This is a genomic window from Marinobacter denitrificans (assembly GCF_008795955.1).
In the GTDB taxonomy this organism is placed as follows: Bacteria; Pseudomonadota; Gammaproteobacteria; order Pseudomonadales; family Oleiphilaceae; genus Marinobacter; species Marinobacter denitrificans.
Window position 1 is genome coordinate 1 of the sequence record NZ_VMHN01000016.1, and the last position, 22,070, is coordinate 22,070.

The window sequence follows — 22,070 nt, forward strand, 5'->3', positions numbered from 1 at the left end:
TCGCTGGCTCTGGCACTACAATCACGAACGACCCAATATGGGACTCGGAGGGATTACCCCTCAACAGAAGTTGGCCATGATGGCCTAAGGTCTACTTTTGAACCCCGCTAAAAATGGGGGGATTACCGCTGCAGCCGCGAACCATTTCAGGGCAAAGGCCTGTTACATGGATAGACCCACCTCCGACCTGCCGGTATTCCACACCTCCGGGCTGACCAAGACCTATCATCAGGGAGAGGTGGAGGTGCATGCCTTGCGAGGAGTGAATCTGGACCTCTTTTCGGGCGAACTTGTGGTGATGCTTGGGGCCTCTGGCTCCGGCAAATCCACCCTGCTGAACATCCTTGGCGGGCTGGACGTGCCCACCAGTGGGGAGGTGAAGTACCAGAACATCGATCTGAGCCAGGCAAAAGACCGGGAACTGACCCGTTATCGCCGGGACTACGTCGGTTTCGTGTTTCAGTTTTACAACCTGATCCCCAGCCTGACCGCCCGGGAAAATGTTATTGCCGTTACCGAAATCGCCCGCAACCCGATGAGCCCGGAAGCAGCGCTGGAGCTGGTGGGGCTGACACAGCGTATGGACCACTTCCCCGCTCAGCTCTCCGGAGGGGAGCAACAACGGGTGGCTATTGCCCGAGCGATTGCCAAGCGCCCGGAAGTGCTACTGTGCGACGAGCCTACCGGTGCCCTGGACTCTGCCACCGGCACCCTCGTTCTGGCCGCGCTGAATACCGCTAACCGCGAAACCGGCACCACCACCGTGATCATCACCCACAACGCAGCTATTGCCCAGATGGCAGACCGTGTCATAACCCTGTCTGACGGCACCATCAGCGGTGAATACCGTAATACCACGCGGCAGGACCCGCGGAACCTGAGCTGGTAACGCCATGCCGCTCTTCCGCCCCAATGCCCTCCACACCAAACTGCGCAGAGAACTGTGGCAGATGCGGGGCCAGACCCTGGCTATTGCCCTGGTAATTGCCGGCGGGATTGCCGTATGCCTGCTGTCACTGGTGAACTATTCCTCGCTGACAGCAACCCGAACCCAGTACTACCAGGAACACCAGTTTGCCGATGTGTTCGCCACCTTGAAGCGCGCGCCCCGGCATGTGCTCCAGCGGGTGGTAGACATTCCCGGCGTAACCCGCGCCAGCGGAAGAGTGGAAGGCGTCGCCAAGCTGGAAGTCCCCGGCTTCAGTGATCCTGCGTCCGCCCGCCTGGTGTCATTGCCGCCTGAAGGGCAACCGGACGTCAACCGGGTTTACCTGCGCCACGGTCGGCTGCCCCACCCAGCACGCAGCGATGAAGTGGCAGTGATCGGCAGTTTTGCGGACGCCCACGATCTCCGCCCCGGCGACCGGCTGGGGGCAATCATAAACGGCCGGCGTCAAAGCCTCACCGTGGTGGGGATCGTGGAGTCTCCGGAGTTCATTTACGTTATTCCTCCGGGCGGGATGCTACCGGACTACGAACGCTACGGCGTGCTCTGGATGGCCCGGGAAGCACTGGCATCGGCCATGGACATGCGTGGCGCCTTCAACAGCCTGGTGTTGCAGGTTGATCCGTCCGTACCGGTCGCTGGTGTGATCGATTTGCTCGACCGTTTACTGGAGCCCTACGGAAGCACCGGCGCCTACGCCCGGGAAGACCAGTTTTCCCACCGCTTCCTGAACGATGAACTGAATCAGTTGAAAACCATGGCGTTCGTGTTCCCCACCATCTTCATGGCAGTGGCGATGTTCCTGCTCAATGTGGTTATCACCCGGCTGATCAGCACCCAGCGGGACGTCATTGCGGTGTTGAAGGCCTTTGGGTACAGCAACTGGCAGATTGGCTGGCACTACAGCCAACTGGTGCTCGCCATTGCTTTTGTTGGCCTGTTGATAGGCACTTTGGCAGGCATGTGGCTGGGCCGGGCGCTGGGCGAGCTTTACATGGAGTTCTACCGGTTTCCCGAGTTGCTGTTCCGCATCAGCCCCTGGTGGATATTGCTGCTGGGCCTGACAACCCTTGTGGTGGCCTGGCTCGGAGGCTGGCGCGCTATCCGCAGTGCCGCCTCCCTGCCCCCGGCCGAAGCGATGAGGCCGGAGGCCCCGGCAAGTTATCGGGTAACCATTGCTGAGCGCGTGCTGTCATGGATTCGGTTCAGCCAGCCTTCCCGCATGATCGTGCGCCAACTGGCACGGCGCCCGGCCCGTGCCGCAATGTCTGTAACAGGCATCGCCATGGCCACAGCCATTGTGATGGTGGGCAACTTCCAGTTCAGCTCTGTTTCGCTGATGGTACACACCCAGTTTGCCCGCGTTCAGCAACAGGACCTCACCGTCAGCCTGACCGACCCGGTTAACCAGTCTGCGATGTACGGAATGACGCGACAACCCGGCGTGCGCTACACCGAGGGCCGGCGATTAGTGGCGGTAGAACTGGTCAATGGCCATCGGCAGTGGCGAACGGCCTTGACGGGCATTCCTGGTGACGCACGGTTGCAGTTCGTCGTGGATGAACACCTTAACAAGGTGCCAATACCGCCTGCCGGGCTGCTGCTGACTGACTTCCTGGCGGCCCGGCTGGGACTTTCCGCCGGTGACTCCGTACAGGTCCGGATACTGGAAGGCCATCGCCCCGTGCTGAATCTGCAGGTTGCCGGAGTAACCAGCGAATTCCTCGGGGTGGGGGCCTACATGAACCTGGTCGCCATGAACCGGGCGCTGAAAGAAGGGAATGTGGTCAACCAGGTGCTGATGAACCTTGAGCCAGAGCAAGCAGAAACCGTTTATCAGGACCTGCGGGATACCCCGCGGGTAATGGCCGTTAATGTTCGCCAGGCGATGCTGGACAGCTTCTTTGAAACGCTGGCAAAAACCTTCCTTACCTATACGCTGGTTATCAGCCTGCTGGGTGGCATTATCGCCTTTGGCGTCATCTACAACACCGTGCGCATCTCCCTGGCGGAACGTGGGCGGGATCTGGCAAGCCTGAGAGTACTGGGCTACAGCCACAACGAAGTGGCTCATATTCTTCTTGGTGAACTGGCCATCCTGCTTATACTTGGCATTCCTCTGGGCTGGGCCATCGGCCACGGCCTGGCAAGTCTGGTGGTCACCATGATGCAAACAGAACTTTACCGGGTACCGTTGATTATCACCGGCAGAACCCTGGCTCTTGCGGCCAATGTAGTGATCGTGTCTGCCCTGGTATCCGGATTCATTACCTGGTGGCGCTTGCGTAAACTGGATCTGGTGGCAGTGCTGAAAACCCGGGAATAAACAGAAACAGGACGATGGTTGATGGCGGAACGTAAGCACATGGCGGGCAAATGGCTGTTCTGGGCGGTCCTGGGGGCACTGGCCATCCTTGTTGTGGCGTATATTCTTCGCCCGGAACCGGTCTGGGTAGATCTGGCCACGGTGCAACGGGGCCCCATGGAGGTCACCATACTAGAAGAAGGGAAAACACGCGTGAAAGACCGCTATGTGATCTCCTCGCCAGTGACTGGCTACCTGCACCGGGTGGAGCTGGACGTCGGCGACCCGGTCATCCCCGGCGAGTTGCTGACCGAGGTGGACCCGATGCCCGTGAGCGTTCTGGACGCACGCAGCCGGGCGGAAGCAGAAGCGCGGGTTGAAGCTGCACGCTCGGCTCAGAACTCCATCCGCCAGAAAACCCAGGCAGCCGCCGCCGACGCTGAGCTGGCTGAAACAGAGTATCAGCGGCTGCTCAGCCTTGACCGTTCCGATTTTGTATCCCGGGAACGCCTGCAACAGGCCCGGTCTACCGCCGCCCGTACCCAGGCCATACTGCGTTCCGCCCGCTTTGATGAAGAAGTCGCCGCCCACGAACTGGCCGCAGCCAGGACCCGCCTGGAAATTTCCGCAGCAAGATCCGAAGGTGAGCAACCGGCGGAACGGCTGGCAGTCAGGTCACCGGTGAACGGCCGGGTACTGAATGTTCCACGCAAAAGCGAAGGCGTCATCCAGGCGGGAGAGCCGATTCTGGAGCTTGGCGACCCCGGCGCCCTGGAAGTGGTCGTGGATGTGCTCAGCTTTGATGCCGTAAAGCTGGAACCCGGCACCCAGACACGCCTCAGTGGCTGGGGCGGAACCCTGCTGGAGGCCGTGGTTCGGCGAGTGGAGCCAGTCGGTTTTGAAGACATTTCCGCCCTCGGTGTGGAAGAGCAGCGCGTCCGGGTAATAGCCGATATGGTTACCCCCCGCGAACGCTGGGAGATGCTGGGAGACGGTTACCGCGTGGACGCCGAGTTCATCCTCTGGCAATCGGCGGACGTGCTCCAGGTACCGTCATCCGCCGTTTTCCAACACGACGGCCAGCCTGCCGTCTTCCTGATTGACGACGAACAGGTCGTCGTGCAGCCGGTAGCAACAGGCCGCAGCAACGGCTTGATGACAGCCTTAGAGAGTGGGCTGACCGAGAACGACCGCGTAGTCCGTCATCCTGGCCGGGAGCTGAGTGATGGGGACCACATTCGGATCAGGTAACGGCCTGAGCCCTCTGACAGGATCACAAACCATTAGCGCGTATGACTTGAGTCAATCATACGGCGTACCCATCAGTGTTAGGTTGGTTATACATCCAGTAGGAAGGGAAATCAGATTATGGCCAACGTTACTCAAAGCATCGTGGTCGCTTGCGACGGATCAGAGCAATCATTAAAGGCGGCACAAATGGCAGCCGATCTTGCAAATGCAACCGGGCACCCGCTCAAGCTCCTCACTGTATTTCCGGGTTCAAAGGTAGAGCGGATGGTCGTCAGCGGCGTCTGGCCCAGTGACCTCGAGGAAGAACAAAAGAATTACGGGCGCAAAGTATTCGATGCCGCGAAAGAAGCGGTGGGCGGAAAAGTCGAGCCGACGGAAGAGGTCCTGCTGAAAGGGGAACCGGCTCACGAGATCATCGAATACCTGGAGGCCAATCCTGGCGCTCACATGGTATTGGGAAGGCGTGGTCATTCAACGGTGCGAAGCCTGACTCTGGGCAGCATCAGTGAGAAAGTCGTCCGGCATGCGCACGGGCCAGTAACTGTAGTAAGCGAATAACCTCTGGCCTGGCACTACTCCCGCGACTGATCAAATGCTTTCGCGGCCTTGAGTTCCCGGGCCGTGTAGTGCTGCCGCATCAGGGCATCAATCTGTCTGCCTTTTTCGGCCTGGTCCAGACCAGCCCGCTCTATTACCTGTTTTTCCACCAGAAACTTCTGGTATCTCTGCTCCCAGGCACTCTCGATAGCCGCAAGTTCAGACTGTTCATCAACCAAGGATTCTGGCAACTCTTCAGCCCCTTCGGCATCGTGCACGGTTTCCGCCTGGGCCTGAGCATCGTCCTCGCCCGAAAACAGCACTGCTGAAAGTTCCGGCCCAAACCACTGCTCGCGTAGTTGTGACAATTGCTCCTGTACTTCCAGTTGATCTTCCATCGTAGTCACCGGCGAGCGTTCACGCGTGATTCGTGCTTCCTCCTGCTCCAACCGATAAAGATGGGTGATGATGAAAGCCAGGTCCTCCGCTTCCGGACTGGCAAGCTGGGTTTCGATCATGGTGGAGATGGCGTTCAGGTCGTCGCCGCTCAAGTCTTGCGGCATACTGGCAACAAAAGCATTGATGGCGGAAAGGCCCTCGTTGTTCAATGGAAAATCATACTGGAACAACGGGTATACACTATTGATGAACACGTCACTCAAGTGTTCGAGATCAGCCTCCTGCAGCTCGGAATCCGTTTCTGTGTCGGGGGCTCTGGGATTTATGGTAGCGACAGGAGGGTCAGCCACAGCGCTACGCCCTTCATTCGCCGCAGCGTCATGAGAAGAAGCCACCGCAGCCTGTTCCTGCTGAGCATTCACGCTCTCAGAAGGCGGGGTAGTCCCCCAAGGAGCGGCAAACATGTAGGCAAGGAGCAGGCCAGCAACACCCAATCCGAGTATTGCGTACCTCGCCTTTTTCCCTTTTGAACTGTGTTTTTCACTCATTGAACACAATTGACGCATCGTCGGCGAGCTCTTCAAGTTTCTCATCCAGCTTCAGGCGCGCCAGTTCCGCTTTGATAATCTCGCGTTCTTCTTCATAGGCGTGCTTCGACATGACCTGTTTGTCGATGACCTGCACCACTTTCCAGACACCGTCCTGGAAAACCGGCTTCTGCGCAAAAGCGTTGACGTCCAGCCGGCGTACCATGTCGTTCACTTCCGGAGCGATGTCCGTGTCCCGAAGCCAGGGCGTCTCAATGACATTCTGCTCACTGGTACCTGCGTCCTCCCCAGCTTTCAGAGCCTCGAGAATTTCCACTGAGCGAGCCTGATCGGGCGTTTGCCAGATCATAAAGCGATACATGGCCTGTTCAATCTGTTGGTCATAATAACGACGTATCTCAGACTCATCGATCTCTATCGTATCCATCAGCTGCTTGACGTAGAGCTGCGCGAGCAGGGTTTTCTCTGCCATCGCCATTTCGGCTTTCACCTGCTCTGTTTCATGCATGCCCATGCGTGTTGCCTGTTGTGCCAGCAGTTCGGTCATCACCAGATCTTCAGCAGCCTGCTGGCGATGCATTTCCGCATCGAAACCACTTTCGTGGGCTTGTCTGTCAATGCTTTCCTGTTCTCTGGACCCCAGCAGGAAACGGTAAAGGTCCATGCTCAAAGGGCTACCGTTGACCACGGCGAAAACGCCGGACTCTGTCTGTTTTTCAGCCTGAGTGGCGCTGCTAAAAACCGCCAAGGTGCTGAACAGAAGGATGAGGATAACGGCTTTCATTAATCGCCTCTGTTTGAAGTGAGTAGCCTGCTCCCTGAACTGAAATGAGCAAGTCAGTCAGACTGGCTTGCTCACCCGGACTTCCCTGCCCTGATTCATGCTGATCAGAGTACAAAAACGGTTTTACCCTTACAGAAAGCGTCTTACATCATTGTAGACGCCCTTCCAGACCATCAGGGTCAGGTGGCCCACACTGGATGTCCGGAGGCTGTTGCCACACTTCGCATTGGTTTGAGGGATAATAATTTCATCCAGTGCAGACCACAGGGACACATCACAACCACGCCCGGCGAGAGACTGCAGGAATGAGGAGTTATAACGCATTTCAAAACAGGCGGGGCTGAAACAGGCATAAGCCCAGGAGGTGCCTTTGTGTGGAGTTCCGAGAGTGACCAGGCGGTTGGTCGCTGAAGAGCCACCCTCAAATACCCGGTACCAGCGCGAGACAAGGCCACCATTGGAGTGAGCGATAATCTTCGCCTTTCGGTAACCGTGGTTGGGCCGGATGTTGTTGACGAATGATTTCAGTTCTCTGGCGCTGGTCTTGTTGCTTTTGCCGAGGCTGTTATACCCGAACTTGTACAACGCACAGGCCGGTGTACCATCATTCTTGAAGCGGTTGATCATCGTATCAAACTGGGATTTCCAGCCTGAGTAGCCATGAACAAATATGATGGGGTTTGCATTGCAGGCCGCGTATACAGGACCAGCAAACAACAGAGATGCCAGCAGGGCCAGCATAGACAGCTTTTTCATCGGTTTCGTCATAGGGGTTGTCCTTTCTTGTATTTATTTTGAACTCTGGATCAACGTGCACGGAGTGAATCCACTCCTGCTGATCAAAAATAGGCCAACCCTGAATATTCAGGTATCCCCCGAATGGGGGATGCTACGACGAAACGTGAAGCGCATCACAGTGGTTGAACAATTATGAAGGCCCTCCACAACCCGCCAGCTCCCGCGTAAGAATTGCCGCTGGAACCTCTTTGCAGCCACTGACATTCTGCCCGGCCCACAAGGGCGAAAAATCACCGCTCCCTTTCGCTTCGGCCTTTGCGCGTAACGGAGCAATGGCGGCTGACGCCAGGGGAAAAGCCGGAGCGCTGGAGCTCATCGGCCCCAGTTCACGCATTACGCGGTTCACGATACCCCGAGCCGCCCCACCACTGAACAGATTCGTCAGTGCGGTAATACGGCTGGTCTCTGACTTGAGGGCAGCGCGGTGCACTGGCTTGGTCTGGGCTTCGGGGCACAACAAATACGCGGTGCCAATCTGCGCTCCGGCAGCCCCCAACGCTATCGCAGCCTGTACGCCTTTGAAGTCGGCAATACCGCCAGCGGCGACCACCGGGACCTTCACCGCCGCTACCACCTGCGGAAGCAGGGCAAAGGTGCCCACCTGGGCACTAGGGTCTTTGGACAGGAAGAATCCGCGATGCCCACCGGCCTCGAGCCCTTGTGCGATGATTGCATCAACGCCCTGCGCTTCCAGCCAGAGCGCTTCGTCCACCGTTGTGGCGGTCGACAGTATCTTTCCGCCCCACCCTCGTATGCGGTCCATCAGATCAGGCGCAGGCAGGCCGAAGTGAAAGCTCACAACCGGCGGCCTGAACTCCGCCAGCACCTCGGCCATCTCGGCGCTGAATGGCGACCTACCCGCTTGCGAGGAGATTGTATCGGGATCGATACCGAACTCATCGAAATAAGGTGCAAGGGCTCGCCGCCAATGGCGCTCTGCCTCGGCGCTGGGTTCGGGCGGCACGTGACAGAAGAAATTGACGTTGTACGGCCTGGTGGTCTGGCTCGTCAGTGCCGTCAGTTCGTTGCGCAAACCTTCAGGGCTGAGCATGGCACAGGGCAGCGAGCCGAGACCTCCCGCGTTGGACACCGCCACCGCCAGCTCATGTCCCTGCACACCGGCCATCGGCGCCTGGATGATGGGGTAGTCAATACCCAGCAATGTCTGAATCGTCATGTTTTATCCCGTAGCTAAATATTCGTCGCAACAGCGCTGCTGTCTTACACGAGTGATCCTTAAACTCGTCGTTGTCTCGTTAACGCCCGGATCTCATCCCGCAACGCACTCACTTCATCCCGCATCTCGGCCAGTTGTCTGGCCCCTGCCAACTCCGCGTCGTTACTGTCGGCGTCGCGACCCACGAAAAAGGTAGCCAGCGCCGCTGTCACATAACCGAATACCCCGAAAGCATACAGTGCGAGAAAAACGCACAGTACGCGGCCCTCAATGGTCTGGGGCCAGTACTCCGACCCCATCGTCGCCATGATCATGCCTGTCCACCACAGGGCCTCGCCGTAGCTGTTCAGGCCGCCTGGAACCTCGTTCTCGAACGCATACATCCCGGCAGCCCCAGCGAGTGTCACCAGCACAGTAAGCGCTATCACATATCCGAAGCCCCTGCGGCTCAGGCTCGCACCCAGAGCCTTCATCCCGCGGTTCAGGGAACTGACAACGCGAACCAGCCGCAAGCTCCGCCCTGCCCTGGCCAGGCGAAGCAGCCGGAAGGCGCGGAAGATGCGAAAAATCCGCAGCGCGGGAAGGAGTAACGCAATCGCCGTCAACCAGTTACTTTTGAGATAACCAGCCTTGTCCGGGGCCAGGACCAACTTCACAGCGAAATCGATAATGAAGACCACCCAGATAACCGTGCCAAGAACATAAAACAGCATGCTCTCACCCCGAACCAGCTCGATTATCAATAACACCAGCCATACGAATGCCAGAACCAGCATCGGCGTTTCCAGCCAGCCTTCCAATCGTTGGAGCAGCTCGTATCTTTCTCGCTTCAGCTCCTCCACGTCCGTGGGTTCATCGTCTCTCATCCGACCTCCCTTCGTTGATTGCCTCCACCACGGCATTGGCCGAGCGCACGGCGGATTCCAGCAACGGCACACCTTCGTAGGCCCAGGAGCCGCAAAAGAAGACTCTGCGGCCGGGCTGGTTGTGCCATTGAGCGAGCGCATCGTGGATACGGGCGGTGCCGGGATGAACGACGGCGCGCTCCATTGGCACCCGGGTGAGCACGGTGCCCGGGTCCGGTTCGAACAGCGGGTTCCAGGTCTGGAATACCGGAGCGCAGTCCTTGAGGGTGGGTTCCACCGAATTGACCCAGACGGTGAACATGGGTTTATCCAACGCTTTATCCATTTGGAAGTTCAGCGCGGCCCAGTCCCGTTGCCTGATGGGCGTGAAACGTGGATCCCGATGGACCCATAATTCACCCGAGTCGAACGTGATGTTTTCCAGCAATTCCCGTTCGTTACCAAACTGGGTGTCATCCAGAAAGCTCAGATGATTGGCCTGGGCAGCGACGATCACCCGGTCGAACACTCCGCCCTCGCCCCGTTCGTTAAAGACCTTCACGCCATCGGTACCTTCTTTAACCTGTGCCACAGCGCTGCCGGAATACAGTGGCAGGTCACAGGCCAGGGCCTGGACCAATGCCGGAGCGCCACCCTTGAGGCGGCAGAGTCCAGAGCCATGGAGGATGCCGTGGAGCAAGGAAAGCAGCTGCGCCGCAGGCCAGTTGAGCAGGTGTTTTTCTTCGCAGGTGCAGATGGTAGTGAGAATGGGCAGCACCAGCCCACGCCAGAAAAGCGGGTCGAAGTTGTGGTGTTGCAGGATTTCAGCCAGAGTGGCATCGCTATTCTGGTGTTCGAGCTTGCGGGTCAGGCGCGCCAGTTGCCAGATGCCCTGGCCCATTCGCAGAGCACGGAACCCCAGATATCGCCACGAGCCGATAAAGGGCCAGCCCAGAACCGGCACTTCCCCGCTGCGAAACCACGTATGGCGATCAGTCCAGCTGCAGGAAGCGTGGGTATTCACGTCGAAGGTGCCCACACCCACCTCTTTGGCGAGCTGGAGCACACTCGGCCAGGCGTCGGGGCTCATTACCCGCAGGGGGACATCCACCAGGCCGCCGTCCACCGTGAGGGCGTGGGCGTCCATACCATGGTTTTCGCTGGCTTCGAATACGGTCACATCGTGGCCCGCGCAACGCGCCCGATAGGCCGCTGCCAGTCCCGCCATACCACTACCGATCACTGCAATTGAGTAGGTCATCCCGGACCCTCGTCTGAAATTCGTTCCCTAACTCCTGAATAGGCGCGCTACCTGCGTTTCTACTGCTTACCCTGCCAGGGCCATTTACCGGACATCTCTACTTCCAGAGTCAGACTCAGGAACGTACGTATGACAACAACGATCGCCAACACTCCGATTGTCTCAAACGTCAACTCAACGGCGACTGTATATATGATGTCCGAGGCAATGAGGAATTCAAGCCCAAGCAATATGCCACGACCCAGTGACTGGCGAAGCTCCTGGAAAATCGAATCGTTGTCATCCTTTTTCAGCACACTAGTCGTCGCGTTATACAACGCGTATAGCGCAAACAGCGTGATCGTAGCAATGCCTATGGCTTCAATAAGTGCAGCGCACCAAGCTGCCAAAGGTGCAATGAAGTCAATCACATCAATTCCTTATTTGACGGCCGGGCTACCATGGCCCAACCACATAGCCAAGCTTCTCCGGCAACCACAGCGCAATACCCGGCACCAGCATCACCAGTACCAGGCTGACGGCCATGGCGGCAACAAAGATCATTGCCCAGCCTATAGTGTGTTCCAGACGGATGTTGGCAATCCGCGTAGTGACCATCAGGTTGACGGCCACCGGCGGTGTAAACTGGCCAATGGCGATGTTCATCGCCAACAGAATACCGAACCAGATCGGGTTCCAGCCAAAATGGGTCATCAGCGGCAGCACAATCGGGATCAGGATCAGGTAGATAGAGATCGCATCCAGCAGCATGCCGGCGATGAGCACCAGTACCATCACCAGCCCCAGCAACACCCAGCCATTTTCAGACAGGGATAACAGGGCATCCGCCAGGTGCTGGAAGGTTCCCAGCGTGGTGCCCGCCCAGGCGAAGATGCCCGCCAGTGCGATGATAAACATGACCACACCGGAGGTAACAGCAGCTTCCGTCATCAGGCTCCAGAGGTTGCGGATGCTGAGATTGCGATACAGCACGCAACCGACAACCACCCCGTAGGCGACTGCAACCACCGCCGCCTCGGTGGGCGTGAAAAGGCCTGAACGGAGGCCGCCAAGAATGATCACCGGTGCAAACAAGGCTGGTAGCGCTGCCCTGAAACTTGGCCAGAACGGCGGGCGCTCGACCGCTTCCGGGTCCTCCCAACGGTATTTCCTGGCAAAGTACAGTGCCGGTGCCAGCAGGGAGACTCCCGCCAGGATGCCCGGAAAAATACCCGCCGCAAACAGGGCCCGCAGGTCCACGCCGGGCACCACGATGGAATAGAGAATCAGCGCAATGGAGGGCGGAATCAGAATCGCCGTGGAGGATGAGGCGGCAATGAGTGACGCCGAAAACGGCTTCGGATACCCGGCTTTCTGCATGCTCGGTAGCATTACCATGGCGACTGCAGCCGCATCTGCCGGGCCAGAACCGCTCATGCCGCCCATGATCAGGCAGACAATGACCGCAACCACCGTCAGGCCGCCATGTCGCGGGCCGATAATCGACTGGGCAAAGCGCACCAGGCTTGCAGCAACACCCGCGCGCTCGAAAATCAGGCCGGTCAGGATAAACAGGGGAATCGCAATCAGCGGGTACTTGGCCACACTGTTATAGGTGTTGGTGCCGAAGGTCCCCAGCATCGAGGGTGGCAGGCCAGCCACGATACCCACCACCCCGCCCAGGCCGAGGGCAATCGCTACCGGCATGCCCAGCAACAACGCCAGCAAGAAGCTGCCAATCATCAGCAAGTCAGGACTCATGGATGACCTCCGGGTCTTCCTTGCCGCGCAGGCGGTCAACGAGGTTCTGAGTCATGCGGATGATGATGGCAACGGATAACAGAGGCAACCAAACCACATACACCCAGTTGGGCAACCCCAACCCCGGAGACAGCGATTCCCACTGGTATTCCTGCAGGGCAAAGGTGCTGCCGAACCAGGTCATGATCCCCAGCACAGTCACACCACCCAGCCATTGCAACACAAAGACAACCTTTTGCCCCCACGGCGGGAGAAAGTGTTCAATCAGTTCGATGCGGATGTGCTGGTTATGGCGCGCGGCCACCGCCGCACCCCCAAAGGTAAGTATTACCAGAAAGAACACCGAGAATTCCTCGGTAAAGGCAAACGAAGCATCTGTCGCGTAGCGCACGATCACATTACCCAGGCTGATCAGGCAGATCGCTACCAGGGCAATGGTTGCCAGCCAGGCATCGGGCCGGAACTTGGGGGGACGGGACGGCATGGTAACTCCGGTTCAAAAACAGCGCCCACCGAAGGTGACGGGCGCCTGGGCAGGCCCCTGTTACTGGTTGCGGTTGGCGACCGCGTCCTTTGCCTGCTTGACCAGATCTTCGCCAATGCGCGGAGTCCATTTTTCGTACACGGACTGAGTGGCCTTCATAAAGGCGTCGCGTTGCTCATCCGTCAGTTCGGTAACTTCCACACCCCGATCCTTGATGGCAGCCAGGGTTTCATCGATTTCGCTACGGGATTTCTCGATCTCCCACTCACCGGCATCCACAGCCGCCTGCTTCAGCAGTTCCTGATCTTCCGGGCTGAACTGATCCCAGATGCTGTTGCTGACGGCAAACACCAGCGGGTCCGCCATATAGTGCCAGCGGGTCAGATACTTCTGGCCCACCTGGTCGATACGCGCCACATCGAAGACCGACAGCGGGTTTTCCTGGCCGTCGACCGCACCGGTAGTGAGAGCCGGCTTGGCATCGGCCCAGCTCATCTGTGTCGGGTTGGCGCCCAGCGCAGTGAAGGTATCCTGGAACAGCGGCGAGCCAACAACGCGGATCTTAAGGCCATCCAGATCGCCTGGCTCGTCGATGGTCAGCTTGGAATTGGACAGTTCGCGGAAGCCGTTCTCGCCCCACGCCAGCGGTGTCACACCGCGTTTCTTGATGGCAGCGAAGATGGCCTCGCCGGCCTCTCCCTGGGTGATCGCATCGATAGCTGCATAATCCGGCATCAGGAAAGGCAGGGAGAACAGGTTCAGTTCAGGCACCTGCGGCGACCAGTTGATGGTGGAGCCAACCGACATATCAATCAGCCCGGACCGCATAGCCGAAAACTCCTTGGTCTGGTCACCGGAGACCAACTGGGAGTTGCTGTAGATTTTCATGTTGATACGCCCGTCTGAGCGCTCTTTCACCAGTTCTACCCACTTGTCGGCAGCCTGGCCCCAGGGAAAGGCAGACGGAAGAACGGTGGAGACGGTGTATTCATCCTTGTACTGAGCATGAGCGGTGGCACTGAACAGTAACGTTGCCGCCGCAGCAGCCAGAAATGTGCAACGTTTCAACATGTTGTTTTCCCTTTTTTATTGGAGTTAGGCGGCTTGTTGCGCTGATCAGGCAGCGACCCGCTAAGCGAGTATAGGAATGGACCTTTCGGAAGGCAATAAACGGAGCCAGAGACGAAAGACCTTGAAATATCTTCCCCCCAACCAAACATTTGACCTATGGGCCAGCTTCCGGAAAGCAGTTCACCAGTGGCTGGAAAGTTATGAGGGAACAAACTTGGAGGCACAACATGGCTGAGTACTGTGTCGTTGCAGCAGAGCTAGCGAAAGCGCGGATTTTCACGCTGGAATCCTCTGATACACCGGAATTGGAACGGTCCCCATACCTGACGGAATATAAGACCCTCTCCAACCCGGAACACACGGCGAGTGAGAGTGAGATCTGGAGCGATAGCCGCGGGGCGCAGCGTGAGCACCAGGGAGGCCAGGGCACGGCTGTACCGCACCACAATTACGACGAACACCGCGACAAACGCGAACATCAGGTCAACCGCAAGTTTGCCCAAGAGATCGTGGCCGATGTGAAGCAGGTCATCAGCGATAAGAACGTCAGCCGTCTGGTACTCTGTGCCGAAAGCCAGATGCTCGGTGTTCTGAGACCGGAGCTCGACGATCTACCGACCGGCCAGGTAACGCTGACCGAGGTGGACAAGGATCTCGCGCACCTAAAGCCTCAGGAACTGCATTCAAAGCTGGCGGACGATGGCTTTCTGCCTCAGGCAAAGCGGCCCGGTGTGGGCGGCAAATAACGACCTGATTCGGTGATCAACTTCCAGACATCGGGGCGGCGCCGGAGGATCCCATTGATCAGGGACGCCGCTTCGGTGAAGGCAGGCCGGCGGAGGCCGTGATACTCCATTACCGGTCCGACGTGGTCGAACTCCACACCAAAACGCTTTAACAAACGCAATTGAGCCGGTTCCATTACCGCCATCCAGTGTGTGACGTTGTGTTTGACCGACATCCGCAGGATAGCGGCGAACAGGCCCAGGCTGATATAGGGCATGGCGCGCCTGCCGCCCTCGGCATCGGCGTAGCAGGTCTGATCAGTAACACCCGTGGGTGATTCCTGTTCGTTGAGGCGGCGGCGAAATTCCCGGCTTACCGCCATTCTGGAAATCTCGGCCATGTGCTGCCGGGGAGTCGCCGCAATCGTGTCCTGGGCTTGCTGGCTCATTCTGTGGACCGATGGTCCTTCCATGGGGAAGTCTGACTGCTCCGGGTTATAGCCCGCCATAACCAGCCGAACAACTGCGACGCTATCTCCGGTTCCGCGATGCCGGATCAAGGCATGAGCCGAGCGCGGATCGTAAGCATCGTGTTCCCTTTTGTCGGGAAATTGACTGGGGTCTTCAAAGGGTCTGTCGATACAGTAAACCTGGTACCGGACTTCAAAGACTTTATTCACCATTTCCTCGGTGGTGGCGACCTCAATCTCGAAAAAGGACTTGAAGATGTCGCTGAGGTTTTCGGTTTCCCTCGAAGCTGTGGGATCTTGGTCTTTGTCCGGAAATGAAGAGTGTGCAGGCATGAGCAAGTCCTCCGATCCCCCCTCGCGGGAAGTGTAGTACTGCATAGGCCATGTGGATCAAAAGTACGCCGGGACAGCAAGGGACAGCGGCTTTCTTCATTGATCATGGGAAAAGCGTAGTTGATGTTTGCGGGCTAAGCCATTCTGGCGGGGATCGCCGAACTTTGTAAATGTCGATCAAGCCTTGTCGACCTGACCATCAGAAACGGGGCGCCTCTCACCGAATTCAGCAAATTGTATGCTGTTCGTACCTGAGCGCTTCACCTTGTACATTAACTCATCCGCCTGCCGAACAGCTTCATTCGAGCTCCCGGGCGGAGAACGAAACACGGCTACCCCCAAACTGAAGCCTATTGGCCAGTTATTGCGAACTGCCAGATTAACAAGCTCGGTGTGCAGCTCGGTGAAAAAGCTGCGTGCACCCGCCATAGTGGTTTCAGGCAGCAATATGGCGAATTCGTCACCTCCCAGTCGAGCGCCCATATCGGAACCCCTGAGCCTAATGGCCAAAGTGTTGCCAACCGCCTTGAGAACTTCATCGCCAACAGTGTGGCCAAGCGAGTCGTTCACGCCCTTGAAACCGTCTATATCCATATAGCCCAGCGTAGTAGTGTGGCCATGGCGGCGGGAAAGGTTGAAAACAGAGCTACAGGCTTGTGCGAACGTCCGGCCGTTCATAAGTCCGGTCAAGCCATCCAACTGGGCAAGGGATGTTTGAGTTTCAAGGAGTAATCGAATTGTTGAGATCAGATAAGCGGTGAGAACAAAAAAGCTCAGGCGAACCGCAGCGTTCCAGTAGGTGATTGCCGGGTGGCTATAGGGATAACCAGACGTATAGTCGACCAACAACCACATGAAAGCCGCCAACAAGGCTACAAAGATAGCCATAGGTCGGCTCAGGCACCAAGCTGCGATGCCTACAGGAGCAAGATAAAAAAGTGAGAACGCAATCTCGTAACCTGTTAAGTAATCGGTAATACCAACAACAATCAGGATAAGTGCGCAAAGCAGGCTCACACGAAGCGGTGGCTGGGAGGAGAGTATCAGGTGATCTTTGTCGAGCATTGGAAACGCTCCTTCAATGGAGGCACCTGAAAGCCAGTCGAGGCTGTTACTAACTCGACTGACTGACACAGGACGGTTTCGATGGCGTTGACGCACAACTCGCCAGGACACTCAGCTCTAAAATTGAGAGGTACTCCATTCTCACTCCCTTGGGCATATAAAGCCAGTGGCAGCGGGCGCTTCGCCTTTTCTATTACCACCCTGTCAGGCGGCGTTGAGGACTGGTATCGTCTGCTTCCCAATTTAAAGCGGCACTGGAGATTCACTGTGAAAAGTTGGTTATTTCTTGGCATTGCCATCGTTGCAGAAGTGGTGGCAACCAGTGGGCTGAAAGCCAGCGAAGGGTTTACCAAACTCGGGCCCAGCCTGCTGGTGATTGCAGGCTATGCCATTGCCTTTTACTTCCTCTCGATCACACTGAAGGAAATCCCGGTGGGCCTGGCCTATGCCATCTGGGCGGGGCTGGGTATTGTGCTGGTAGCGTTTATCGGCTGGCTGATTTACGGGCAAACGCTGGATGCCGCCAGTGTGATTGGTATGGCGCTGATCATCACCGGTGTTGCGGTGATTAACCTGTTCTCGAAGGCTACTGTACACTAAGTTATCAGGCTGAGTGGGAACGGGGAGTTATACTTCAATTCCCCTGACCCACTGCCTCCACTATCACTGCACCTATTTTTGCAATCGCTTCATTTCGCTCTGACAAGGAAGATTCTGTTTCCGTAATATAGAGTGCGACAACAATAGGCTGACGCTCCGGTGGCCACATTACGGCCGTTATCGACCTCGATCCAAAACCACCAGCCCCGGTTCTATCTGCAACAACCCAGCCTTCAGGCACAGCCGCCCGAAACAGGCCATCCGCTACCTGATTTCCTTCTAGCCAATTGCGTAGCTGCCTTCTGGACGCTACAGATAACACTTCGCCTAACAGCAATCTCTGAATATTACTCACCATCGCGTTTGGAGTGGTTGTATCCCTGGGGTCGCCCGGCTGCGCCTCATTAAGTTCCGTCTCCCAACGATCAAGCCGGGTTACATCGTCCCCCAGAGAAGTAGCGAAGGTCGTAATTGATTCAGGCCCGCCCAGAGCTCGCAAAATCAAATTGGCGGCGGTGTTGTCGCTCGTAGCAAGGGTTGCTTCGCACAACTCTGAAAGTGTCATTGCTTGACGGCCCGCAAATTTTTCGGTGACGGGAGAATAGGTCAACAAATCTGGGTCCGAAAAACTTACTTCTCTGCTTAACGGCACCTCCCCTTCATCGGCTCGGTACAATAATTCGGCACAAGCGAGAGTTTTAAACGTGCTCAACAGAGGAAACCTCTGGTCAGCCTGATATTCCCAACGCTGCCCTGTCTCCAGATCATAAGCGGAGAAACCTACACGAGCATCCAGCTCCTCAGCCATTCGATCTAAAGCTGCGACAACAGAATCGTTAGCTTCAGCGAGTACTACTGACGGCAATAATAGGAGAAGAAAAGTTAAAACCTTTTTCATTGAATGCATTCTCACAGATTTGTCAGGGCCTGTCTTTTGAACTGCCCGTTTGCCTGACCCTTTAAAATAATTGGCCCCCAACATTACCTGGTACTGGCTGCAAGGCGCACACCCAAGGCGACGAACAACGCTCCAAGGCCTCGATCCATCCATAAGCCAACTCGCTGGTTTTGTCTCAAGAAATCCCCCAGCTTTGACCCGAGCATAACCAAAGGCGGCTCTATAAAAGCCGCGACAACAATGATCAGGCTACCGTGCAACAATAACTGAGCCCAGGCAGGGCCAGCACCCTCCACGACAAACTGGGGCAGGAATGCCAGGAAAAATACGGCGACTTTCGGGTTAAGTGCAGCTACCAACACTCCTTGCCAATAAATTGAATGTATTCGTTGATGGCTGACACCCTCGCTGGGCACCAAAGAGCCGCCACGCGATAGAAGCATTCTGATGCCAAGCCATATCAAATATGCCGCGCCTACCCACTTAACAATAGAGAACGCCAGGGCGGACGTGGCAAGGATCGCCGATAGCCCGACCGCTGCGATCGCGACATGCAACGCCGCACCTGTCCAAATACCGAGCATCGCCGCGAACCCATGTTGGCGTCCGTTGCGCAAGGTTTGCCCTAAAATGAAAGCGATATCCGGGCCCGGGGAAAGATTTAGCAGAGCCGCTGCAGCAAGAAATGTCACCCAGTGAATTATTGTGTACTCAAACATTTCGACGCCCCTATGTCCCTGACAACAGTCCTTCCCGCCAAAAAATTAAGCTAAGCCAGCTTCATGGTCAGCTTTTCCAGTTGATCTATGGTTGTTCCCCAGCCTTCCTCAAACCCCATTTCCAGATGTTTATTGCTGTCCTCCGGATTCTTATGTAGTGCCTGGGCAGTATACTTGGTGCCCTTATCAGCATCTTCCATAGTGATAATGGCGGTCATAGCCAACCAGGGATCAATTGGCTTCCACCCCTCGGTTAAAACAGTCGTGAAAATAATACGTTTTTCAGGAACAATATCTAGAAAACAACCTTCTACATGGGGCTGAAAATCTTCACCGTTTTCACTCATCAGGGTTTCAAAAGCACCGCCTGGCGTCATATCCATTTTAACGACTTTGCATTTGATTGGCTCCGGAATCCACCACTGCTCGAAATGTTCCTTTTCAGACCAGGCTTTCCAGACAATGGAACGTGGAGCCTGAATGACGCGAGAGATAGTAAGTTTGGAGTTTCCATTTAACATTTCATATGCTCCTTAGCCGCAAGTGATTCGGCGTAGTCAGCTAGCCGATCAGTCCGATCCTCCCAGATAGCTCGCTGTTCTGAGAGCCACTTTTCCGCAGCTGTTAACTGGATTGGCTCGATCTGGCATGTGCGAGTACGCCCCGTTTTTTGAGAGCTGATAAGCCCACTTTTTTCAAGCACTTTGATGTGCTTCATGAAAGAAGGAAGGCCCATAGAAAACGGTTCAGACAACTGTTTTACAGTAGCTGGACCACCGATAAGTCGTTGGATGACTGCTCGCCTTGTCGGATCAGACAGAGCATGAAATGCTTGATCGAGAGATGTCATATAGTTTTCCATATGGAGAACTATAATCGATAGTATGCCATACGGCAAACTATCTATTGGATGGTGCTCGCGAGCTGCGGAAACAGATAATACGTGGAGCACAGTGGCGTACCGGGGCGCGGGTCTGTGAGATAACAGCCCTAGTTAAGTGAAACGTTAAACGTCGCAGCAGATGACGTGGTGCGAGCCAGGAAATGCAGCAAACTAATTTGTCGTTTCAATAAGAAACTGTATTCCCTATTTGCTCACGGACCCAGCGATGCGCACTGTGTCCGTGATTTCGCTCATGCCACACCATACCAACAGTGAACCCCTTTAATATCGGGGGAGGCTCAACCAGTTTTAGGTCGGTACGACCCGCGACCAAACGCCGCGGTACGAGTGCCACAAGGTGTGACTCGGCAACGACCTCGGGGATGAACAGGAACGAAGCGACCGATAGCACAACGTTGCGCGTATAGCCCAGTGTTTTCAAAACTTGATCCACCGGTGTGGAAAAATCACCCCCACTGAGCGAAACAACTACATGTTCAAGCTGGACATAATCTTCAATGGTCATCTTGTCACTAATATGCGGATGATCCGGGCGTCCGACCAGCACATAGACTTCATCGTACAGTTGTCTGGCCCGTAAGGTCGGGGGCGCCTCTTCCGGCGTCATAAGAGCAAGATCCACCTCACCACACGCCATCTGAGCCTCCAGCCGGGGCGGTTCCAGGTTTCGTATCGCCACCCTAATGCTAGGTGCTTGTCGTCTCAGCTCTTTGATAATCGACAAACCGATGACTGCTTGAAGGTAGTCCGTACAAGCAATCGTGACTGTCAGCTTCGCTTCCGCAGGGTCAAAGTGCTGATGCGCTGTCAGCGTATCCCGCACCTGATCCAGTGCAAAACGCAACGGGGCGCGTAACTCCAGAGCTTTAGCGGTTGGTATCATCCCGCGGTGAGCCGGAATCAGCAGCGGATCGTTGAACATCTCCCGCAGACGGCTCAGCTGAGTGCTGACGGCGGGCTGACTAAGATGCAGACGCGCTGCAGCCCTGGTGACATTTCGCTCTTCAAGCAAAGTTTCCAGTGTTGCCAACAAATTGAGATCTAGTCGTTTGGTATCCATATTTCAGATGGTAAGCCAGAAAACAATCAATTTCACTGATAGCTTGTTTTTGCGCACACTACGTACCGTATCCACTCCCACTCGCGAATCTGACTATAGGATGAATGGAATGCCAAAAACGGTACTGATCGTATATGCGCACCCGGAACCCACATCGTTGACCCGCCAGTTTGTTGCCCAGTCGGTACAAACGCTGGAGCAGCAAGGCCACACCGTGCTGCAGTCAGATCTTTATGGCATGGACTGGAAAGCCACTTTCGACGAACGCGATTTTCCCAACCGCGTCAACAGCGACCAGCTAGCCTTTCTTCAAGAGTCCGAACATGCTTATACAACCAACCAGCAAACAGAGGATGTCACTGCGGAACAACAGAAGTTACTTGCCGCCGACGCTGTTATATTTCATTTTCCTCTTTGGTGGTTCGGTATGCCAGCTATTCTCAAAGGCTGGATAGACCGGGTGTATGCCTACGGATTCGCCTATGGATACAAAGGCGAAGGCAATCGTTATCGTTATGGTGACGGTATTCTCAAAGGCAAACGTGCCCTACTATCGGTAATGGTAGGTGGACCGGAGGATGATTATTCACCCCGTGGCATTAATGGCCCTTTGGACGAATTGTTATTTCCCATAACACACGGCACGCTCTTTTTTCCTGGCATGGATGTACTACATACTCATGCCGTCTATGGGACCGGAAAGCCGTCCAAAACTGGCATAGAAAGAGAATTAGTTACTTGGCGTCTACGTCTGGAGAACCTCTTCAATGAGCCACCTATTCCGTTCCGTCGTCAAAATGATGGAGAATATCAGCGAAACATCCTCGTCGAGCATATCGCTGTAGGGAAGACGGGGCTGGCCATTCACATCGATAATTAACCGAGGTGTAGAAAATAACGCTCTGAAGAAAAGTATGCTTTACGCCGCCCATAACCCGAAGCCGAAAGTGGAGCGACGAAGGAGCGAAGTTTTTGGCTGTCTGCGTTCATGGGCTTGTTAAGCGTTCCCTCAGGGTGTCCACAGGTAATCCCCCCGAAAAACAGCGGTGATCAAAAGTAGAATTTTCCGTAAGCTAGACGCAGGGAGATTCTGCATGAAGAAGTCACGTTTTTCCGACAGCCAGATCCTGTCGATCCTCAAGCAAGCCGA

Annotated in this window: 24 protein-coding genes; 7 read left to right on the forward strand and 17 right to left on the reverse strand. The window is 56.0% G+C overall.

All coding sequences use genetic code 11. The features are described from left to right. The first annotated feature begins 166 nt into the window (after window positions 1-166). The 4 genes from FO268_RS22160 (at window position 167) to FO268_RS22175 (ending at window position 5,060) form a co-directional block, all read left to right on the forward strand. Window positions 167-889, forward strand: coding sequence for an ABC transporter ATP-binding protein (locus FO268_RS22160; RefSeq protein ID WP_150995349.1), 723 nt, complete (start codon window positions 167-169; stop codon window positions 887-889). Between the two features lie 4 nt (window positions 890-893). Beyond that, a complete protein-coding gene (locus FO268_RS22165; RefSeq protein ID WP_150995350.1) occupies window positions 894-3,272 on the forward strand; it encodes an ABC transporter permease in 2,379 nt (792 codons plus the stop codon). Window positions 3,273-3,293: 21 nt separating this feature from the next. Continuing rightward, window positions 3,294-4,502, forward strand: a complete 1,209-nt coding sequence (locus FO268_RS22170) for an efflux RND transporter periplasmic adaptor subunit (protein ID WP_150995351.1) — start codon at window positions 3,294-3,296, stop codon at window positions 4,500-4,502. A gap of 117 nt (window positions 4,503-4,619) precedes the next feature. After that, window positions 4,620-5,060 carry a universal stress protein gene (locus FO268_RS22175; RefSeq protein WP_150995352.1) on the forward strand — a complete coding sequence of 147 codons (441 nt, stop codon included), beginning with the start codon at window positions 4,620-4,622 and terminating at the stop codon, window positions 5,058-5,060. Between the two features lie 14 nt (window positions 5,061-5,074). Here the strand turns inward: FO268_RS22175 and FO268_RS22180 are convergent, their stop codons facing one another. The 10 genes from FO268_RS22180 to FO268_RS22225 form a co-directional block, all read right to left on the reverse strand. Then, on the reverse strand, window positions 5,075-5,833 hold the full coding sequence (locus FO268_RS22180) for a lipase secretion chaperone (protein WP_191967036.1): 759 nt from the start codon (window positions 5,831-5,833) through the stop codon (window positions 5,075-5,077). A gap of 145 nt (window positions 5,834-5,978) precedes the next feature. Next, window positions 5,979-6,770, reverse strand: coding sequence for a peptidylprolyl isomerase (locus FO268_RS22185; protein ID WP_150995354.1), 792 nt, complete (start codon window positions 6,768-6,770; stop codon window positions 5,979-5,981). Between the two features lie 129 nt (window positions 6,771-6,899). Further along, entirely contained in the window at window positions 6,900-7,538 is a 639-nt protein-coding gene (locus tag FO268_RS22190; protein ID WP_150995355.1) for an esterase/lipase family protein, read from the reverse strand. A 160-nt stretch (window positions 7,539-7,698) separates the two neighbouring features. Next, window positions 7,699-8,745 (reverse strand): NAD(P)H-dependent flavin oxidoreductase, encoded by a 1,047-nt coding sequence (locus FO268_RS22195; RefSeq protein ID WP_150995356.1) that lies wholly within the window; start codon window positions 8,743-8,745, stop codon window positions 7,699-7,701. A 59-nt stretch (window positions 8,746-8,804) separates the two neighbouring features. Then, entirely contained in the window at window positions 8,805-9,611 is an 807-nt protein-coding gene (locus FO268_RS22200) for an ion transporter (protein WP_150995357.1), read from the reverse strand. After that, entirely contained in the window at window positions 9,598-10,851 is a 1,254-nt protein-coding gene (locus FO268_RS22205) for an FAD-dependent oxidoreductase (RefSeq protein ID WP_150995358.1), read from the reverse strand. Before FO268_RS22205 ends, FO268_RS22200 begins: the two co-directional genes overlap by 14 nt. 59 nt (window positions 10,852-10,910) lie before the next feature. Next, window positions 10,911-11,261 (reverse strand): DUF1622 domain-containing protein, encoded by a 351-nt coding sequence (locus FO268_RS22210; RefSeq protein WP_150995359.1) that lies wholly within the window; start codon window positions 11,259-11,261, stop codon window positions 10,911-10,913. Between the two features lie 25 nt (window positions 11,262-11,286). After that, on the reverse strand, window positions 11,287-12,591 hold the full coding sequence (locus FO268_RS22215; protein ID WP_150995360.1) for a TRAP transporter large permease: 1,305 nt from the start codon (window positions 12,589-12,591) through the stop codon (window positions 11,287-11,289). Next, on the reverse strand, window positions 12,581-13,075 hold the full coding sequence (locus tag FO268_RS22220) for a TRAP transporter small permease (protein ID WP_150995361.1): 495 nt from the start codon (window positions 13,073-13,075) through the stop codon (window positions 12,581-12,583). The genes FO268_RS22215 and FO268_RS22220 overlap by 11 nt, the downstream gene beginning before the upstream one ends. Before the next feature lie 60 nt (window positions 13,076-13,135). Continuing rightward, window positions 13,136-14,146, reverse strand: coding sequence for a DctP family TRAP transporter solute-binding subunit (locus tag FO268_RS22225; protein ID WP_150995362.1), 1,011 nt, complete (start codon window positions 14,144-14,146; stop codon window positions 13,136-13,138). Window positions 14,147-14,373: 227 nt separating this feature from the next. Between FO268_RS22225 and FO268_RS22230 the strand changes: the two genes are divergently transcribed. Further along, on the forward strand, window positions 14,374-14,892 hold the full coding sequence (locus FO268_RS22230) for a host attachment protein (protein WP_191967037.1): 519 nt from the start codon (window positions 14,374-14,376) through the stop codon (window positions 14,890-14,892). Here the strand turns inward: FO268_RS22230 and FO268_RS22235 are convergent. Together FO268_RS22235 and FO268_RS22240 are read right to left on the reverse strand one after the other, a co-directional pair. Continuing rightward, window positions 14,859-15,674 (reverse strand): PEP-CTERM/exosortase system-associated acyltransferase, encoded by an 816-nt coding sequence (locus FO268_RS22235; protein WP_150995364.1) that lies wholly within the window; start codon window positions 15,672-15,674, stop codon window positions 14,859-14,861. The genes FO268_RS22230 and FO268_RS22235 overlap by 34 nt on opposite strands. A gap of 177 nt (window positions 15,675-15,851) precedes the next feature. Further along, the gene (locus FO268_RS22240) at window positions 15,852-16,739 is read right to left on the reverse strand and encodes a GGDEF domain-containing protein (protein ID WP_150995365.1); all 888 of its coding nucleotides are present in this window, start codon (window positions 16,737-16,739) and stop codon (window positions 15,852-15,854) included. A gap of 267 nt (window positions 16,740-17,006) precedes the next feature. Between FO268_RS22240 and FO268_RS22245 the strand changes: the two genes are divergently transcribed. Next, on the forward strand, window positions 17,007-17,339 hold the full coding sequence (locus FO268_RS22245; protein ID WP_150995366.1) for a DMT family transporter: 333 nt from the start codon (window positions 17,007-17,009) through the stop codon (window positions 17,337-17,339). Window positions 17,340-17,373: 34 nt separating this feature from the next. On the opposite strand, the gene bla is transcribed toward FO268_RS22245, so the two are convergent. From bla to FO268_RS22270, 5 genes are all read right to left on the reverse strand, one after another. Beyond that, a complete protein-coding gene (bla, locus tag FO268_RS22250; protein ID WP_150995367.1) occupies window positions 17,374-18,237 on the reverse strand; it encodes a class A beta-lactamase in 864 nt (287 codons plus the stop codon). 83 nt (window positions 18,238-18,320) lie between these two features. Further along, a complete protein-coding gene (locus tag FO268_RS22255; protein WP_150995368.1) occupies window positions 18,321-18,956 on the reverse strand; it encodes a LysE family translocator in 636 nt (211 codons plus the stop codon). Window positions 18,957-19,006: 50 nt separating this feature from the next. After that, the gene (locus tag FO268_RS22260) at window positions 19,007-19,477 is read right to left on the reverse strand and encodes an SRPBCC family protein (RefSeq protein ID WP_150995369.1); all 471 of its coding nucleotides are present in this window, start codon (window positions 19,475-19,477) and stop codon (window positions 19,007-19,009) included. Continuing rightward, the gene (locus tag FO268_RS22265; protein ID WP_150995370.1) at window positions 19,471-19,806 is read right to left on the reverse strand and encodes an ArsR/SmtB family transcription factor; all 336 of its coding nucleotides are present in this window, start codon (window positions 19,804-19,806) and stop codon (window positions 19,471-19,473) included. Before FO268_RS22265 ends, FO268_RS22260 begins: the two co-directional genes overlap by 7 nt. A gap of 217 nt (window positions 19,807-20,023) precedes the next feature. Next, complete coding sequence (locus FO268_RS22270; protein ID WP_150995371.1) at window positions 20,024-20,920, reverse strand: LysR family transcriptional regulator; 897 nt, start codon at window positions 20,918-20,920, stop codon at window positions 20,024-20,026. A 109-nt stretch (window positions 20,921-21,029) separates the two neighbouring features. Between FO268_RS22270 and FO268_RS22275 the strand changes: the two genes are divergently transcribed. Next, the gene (locus tag FO268_RS22275) at window positions 21,030-21,800 is read left to right on the forward strand and encodes an NAD(P)H-dependent oxidoreductase (protein WP_150995372.1); all 771 of its coding nucleotides are present in this window, start codon (window positions 21,030-21,032) and stop codon (window positions 21,798-21,800) included. The last annotated feature ends 270 nt before the right edge of the window (window positions 21,801-22,070 follow it).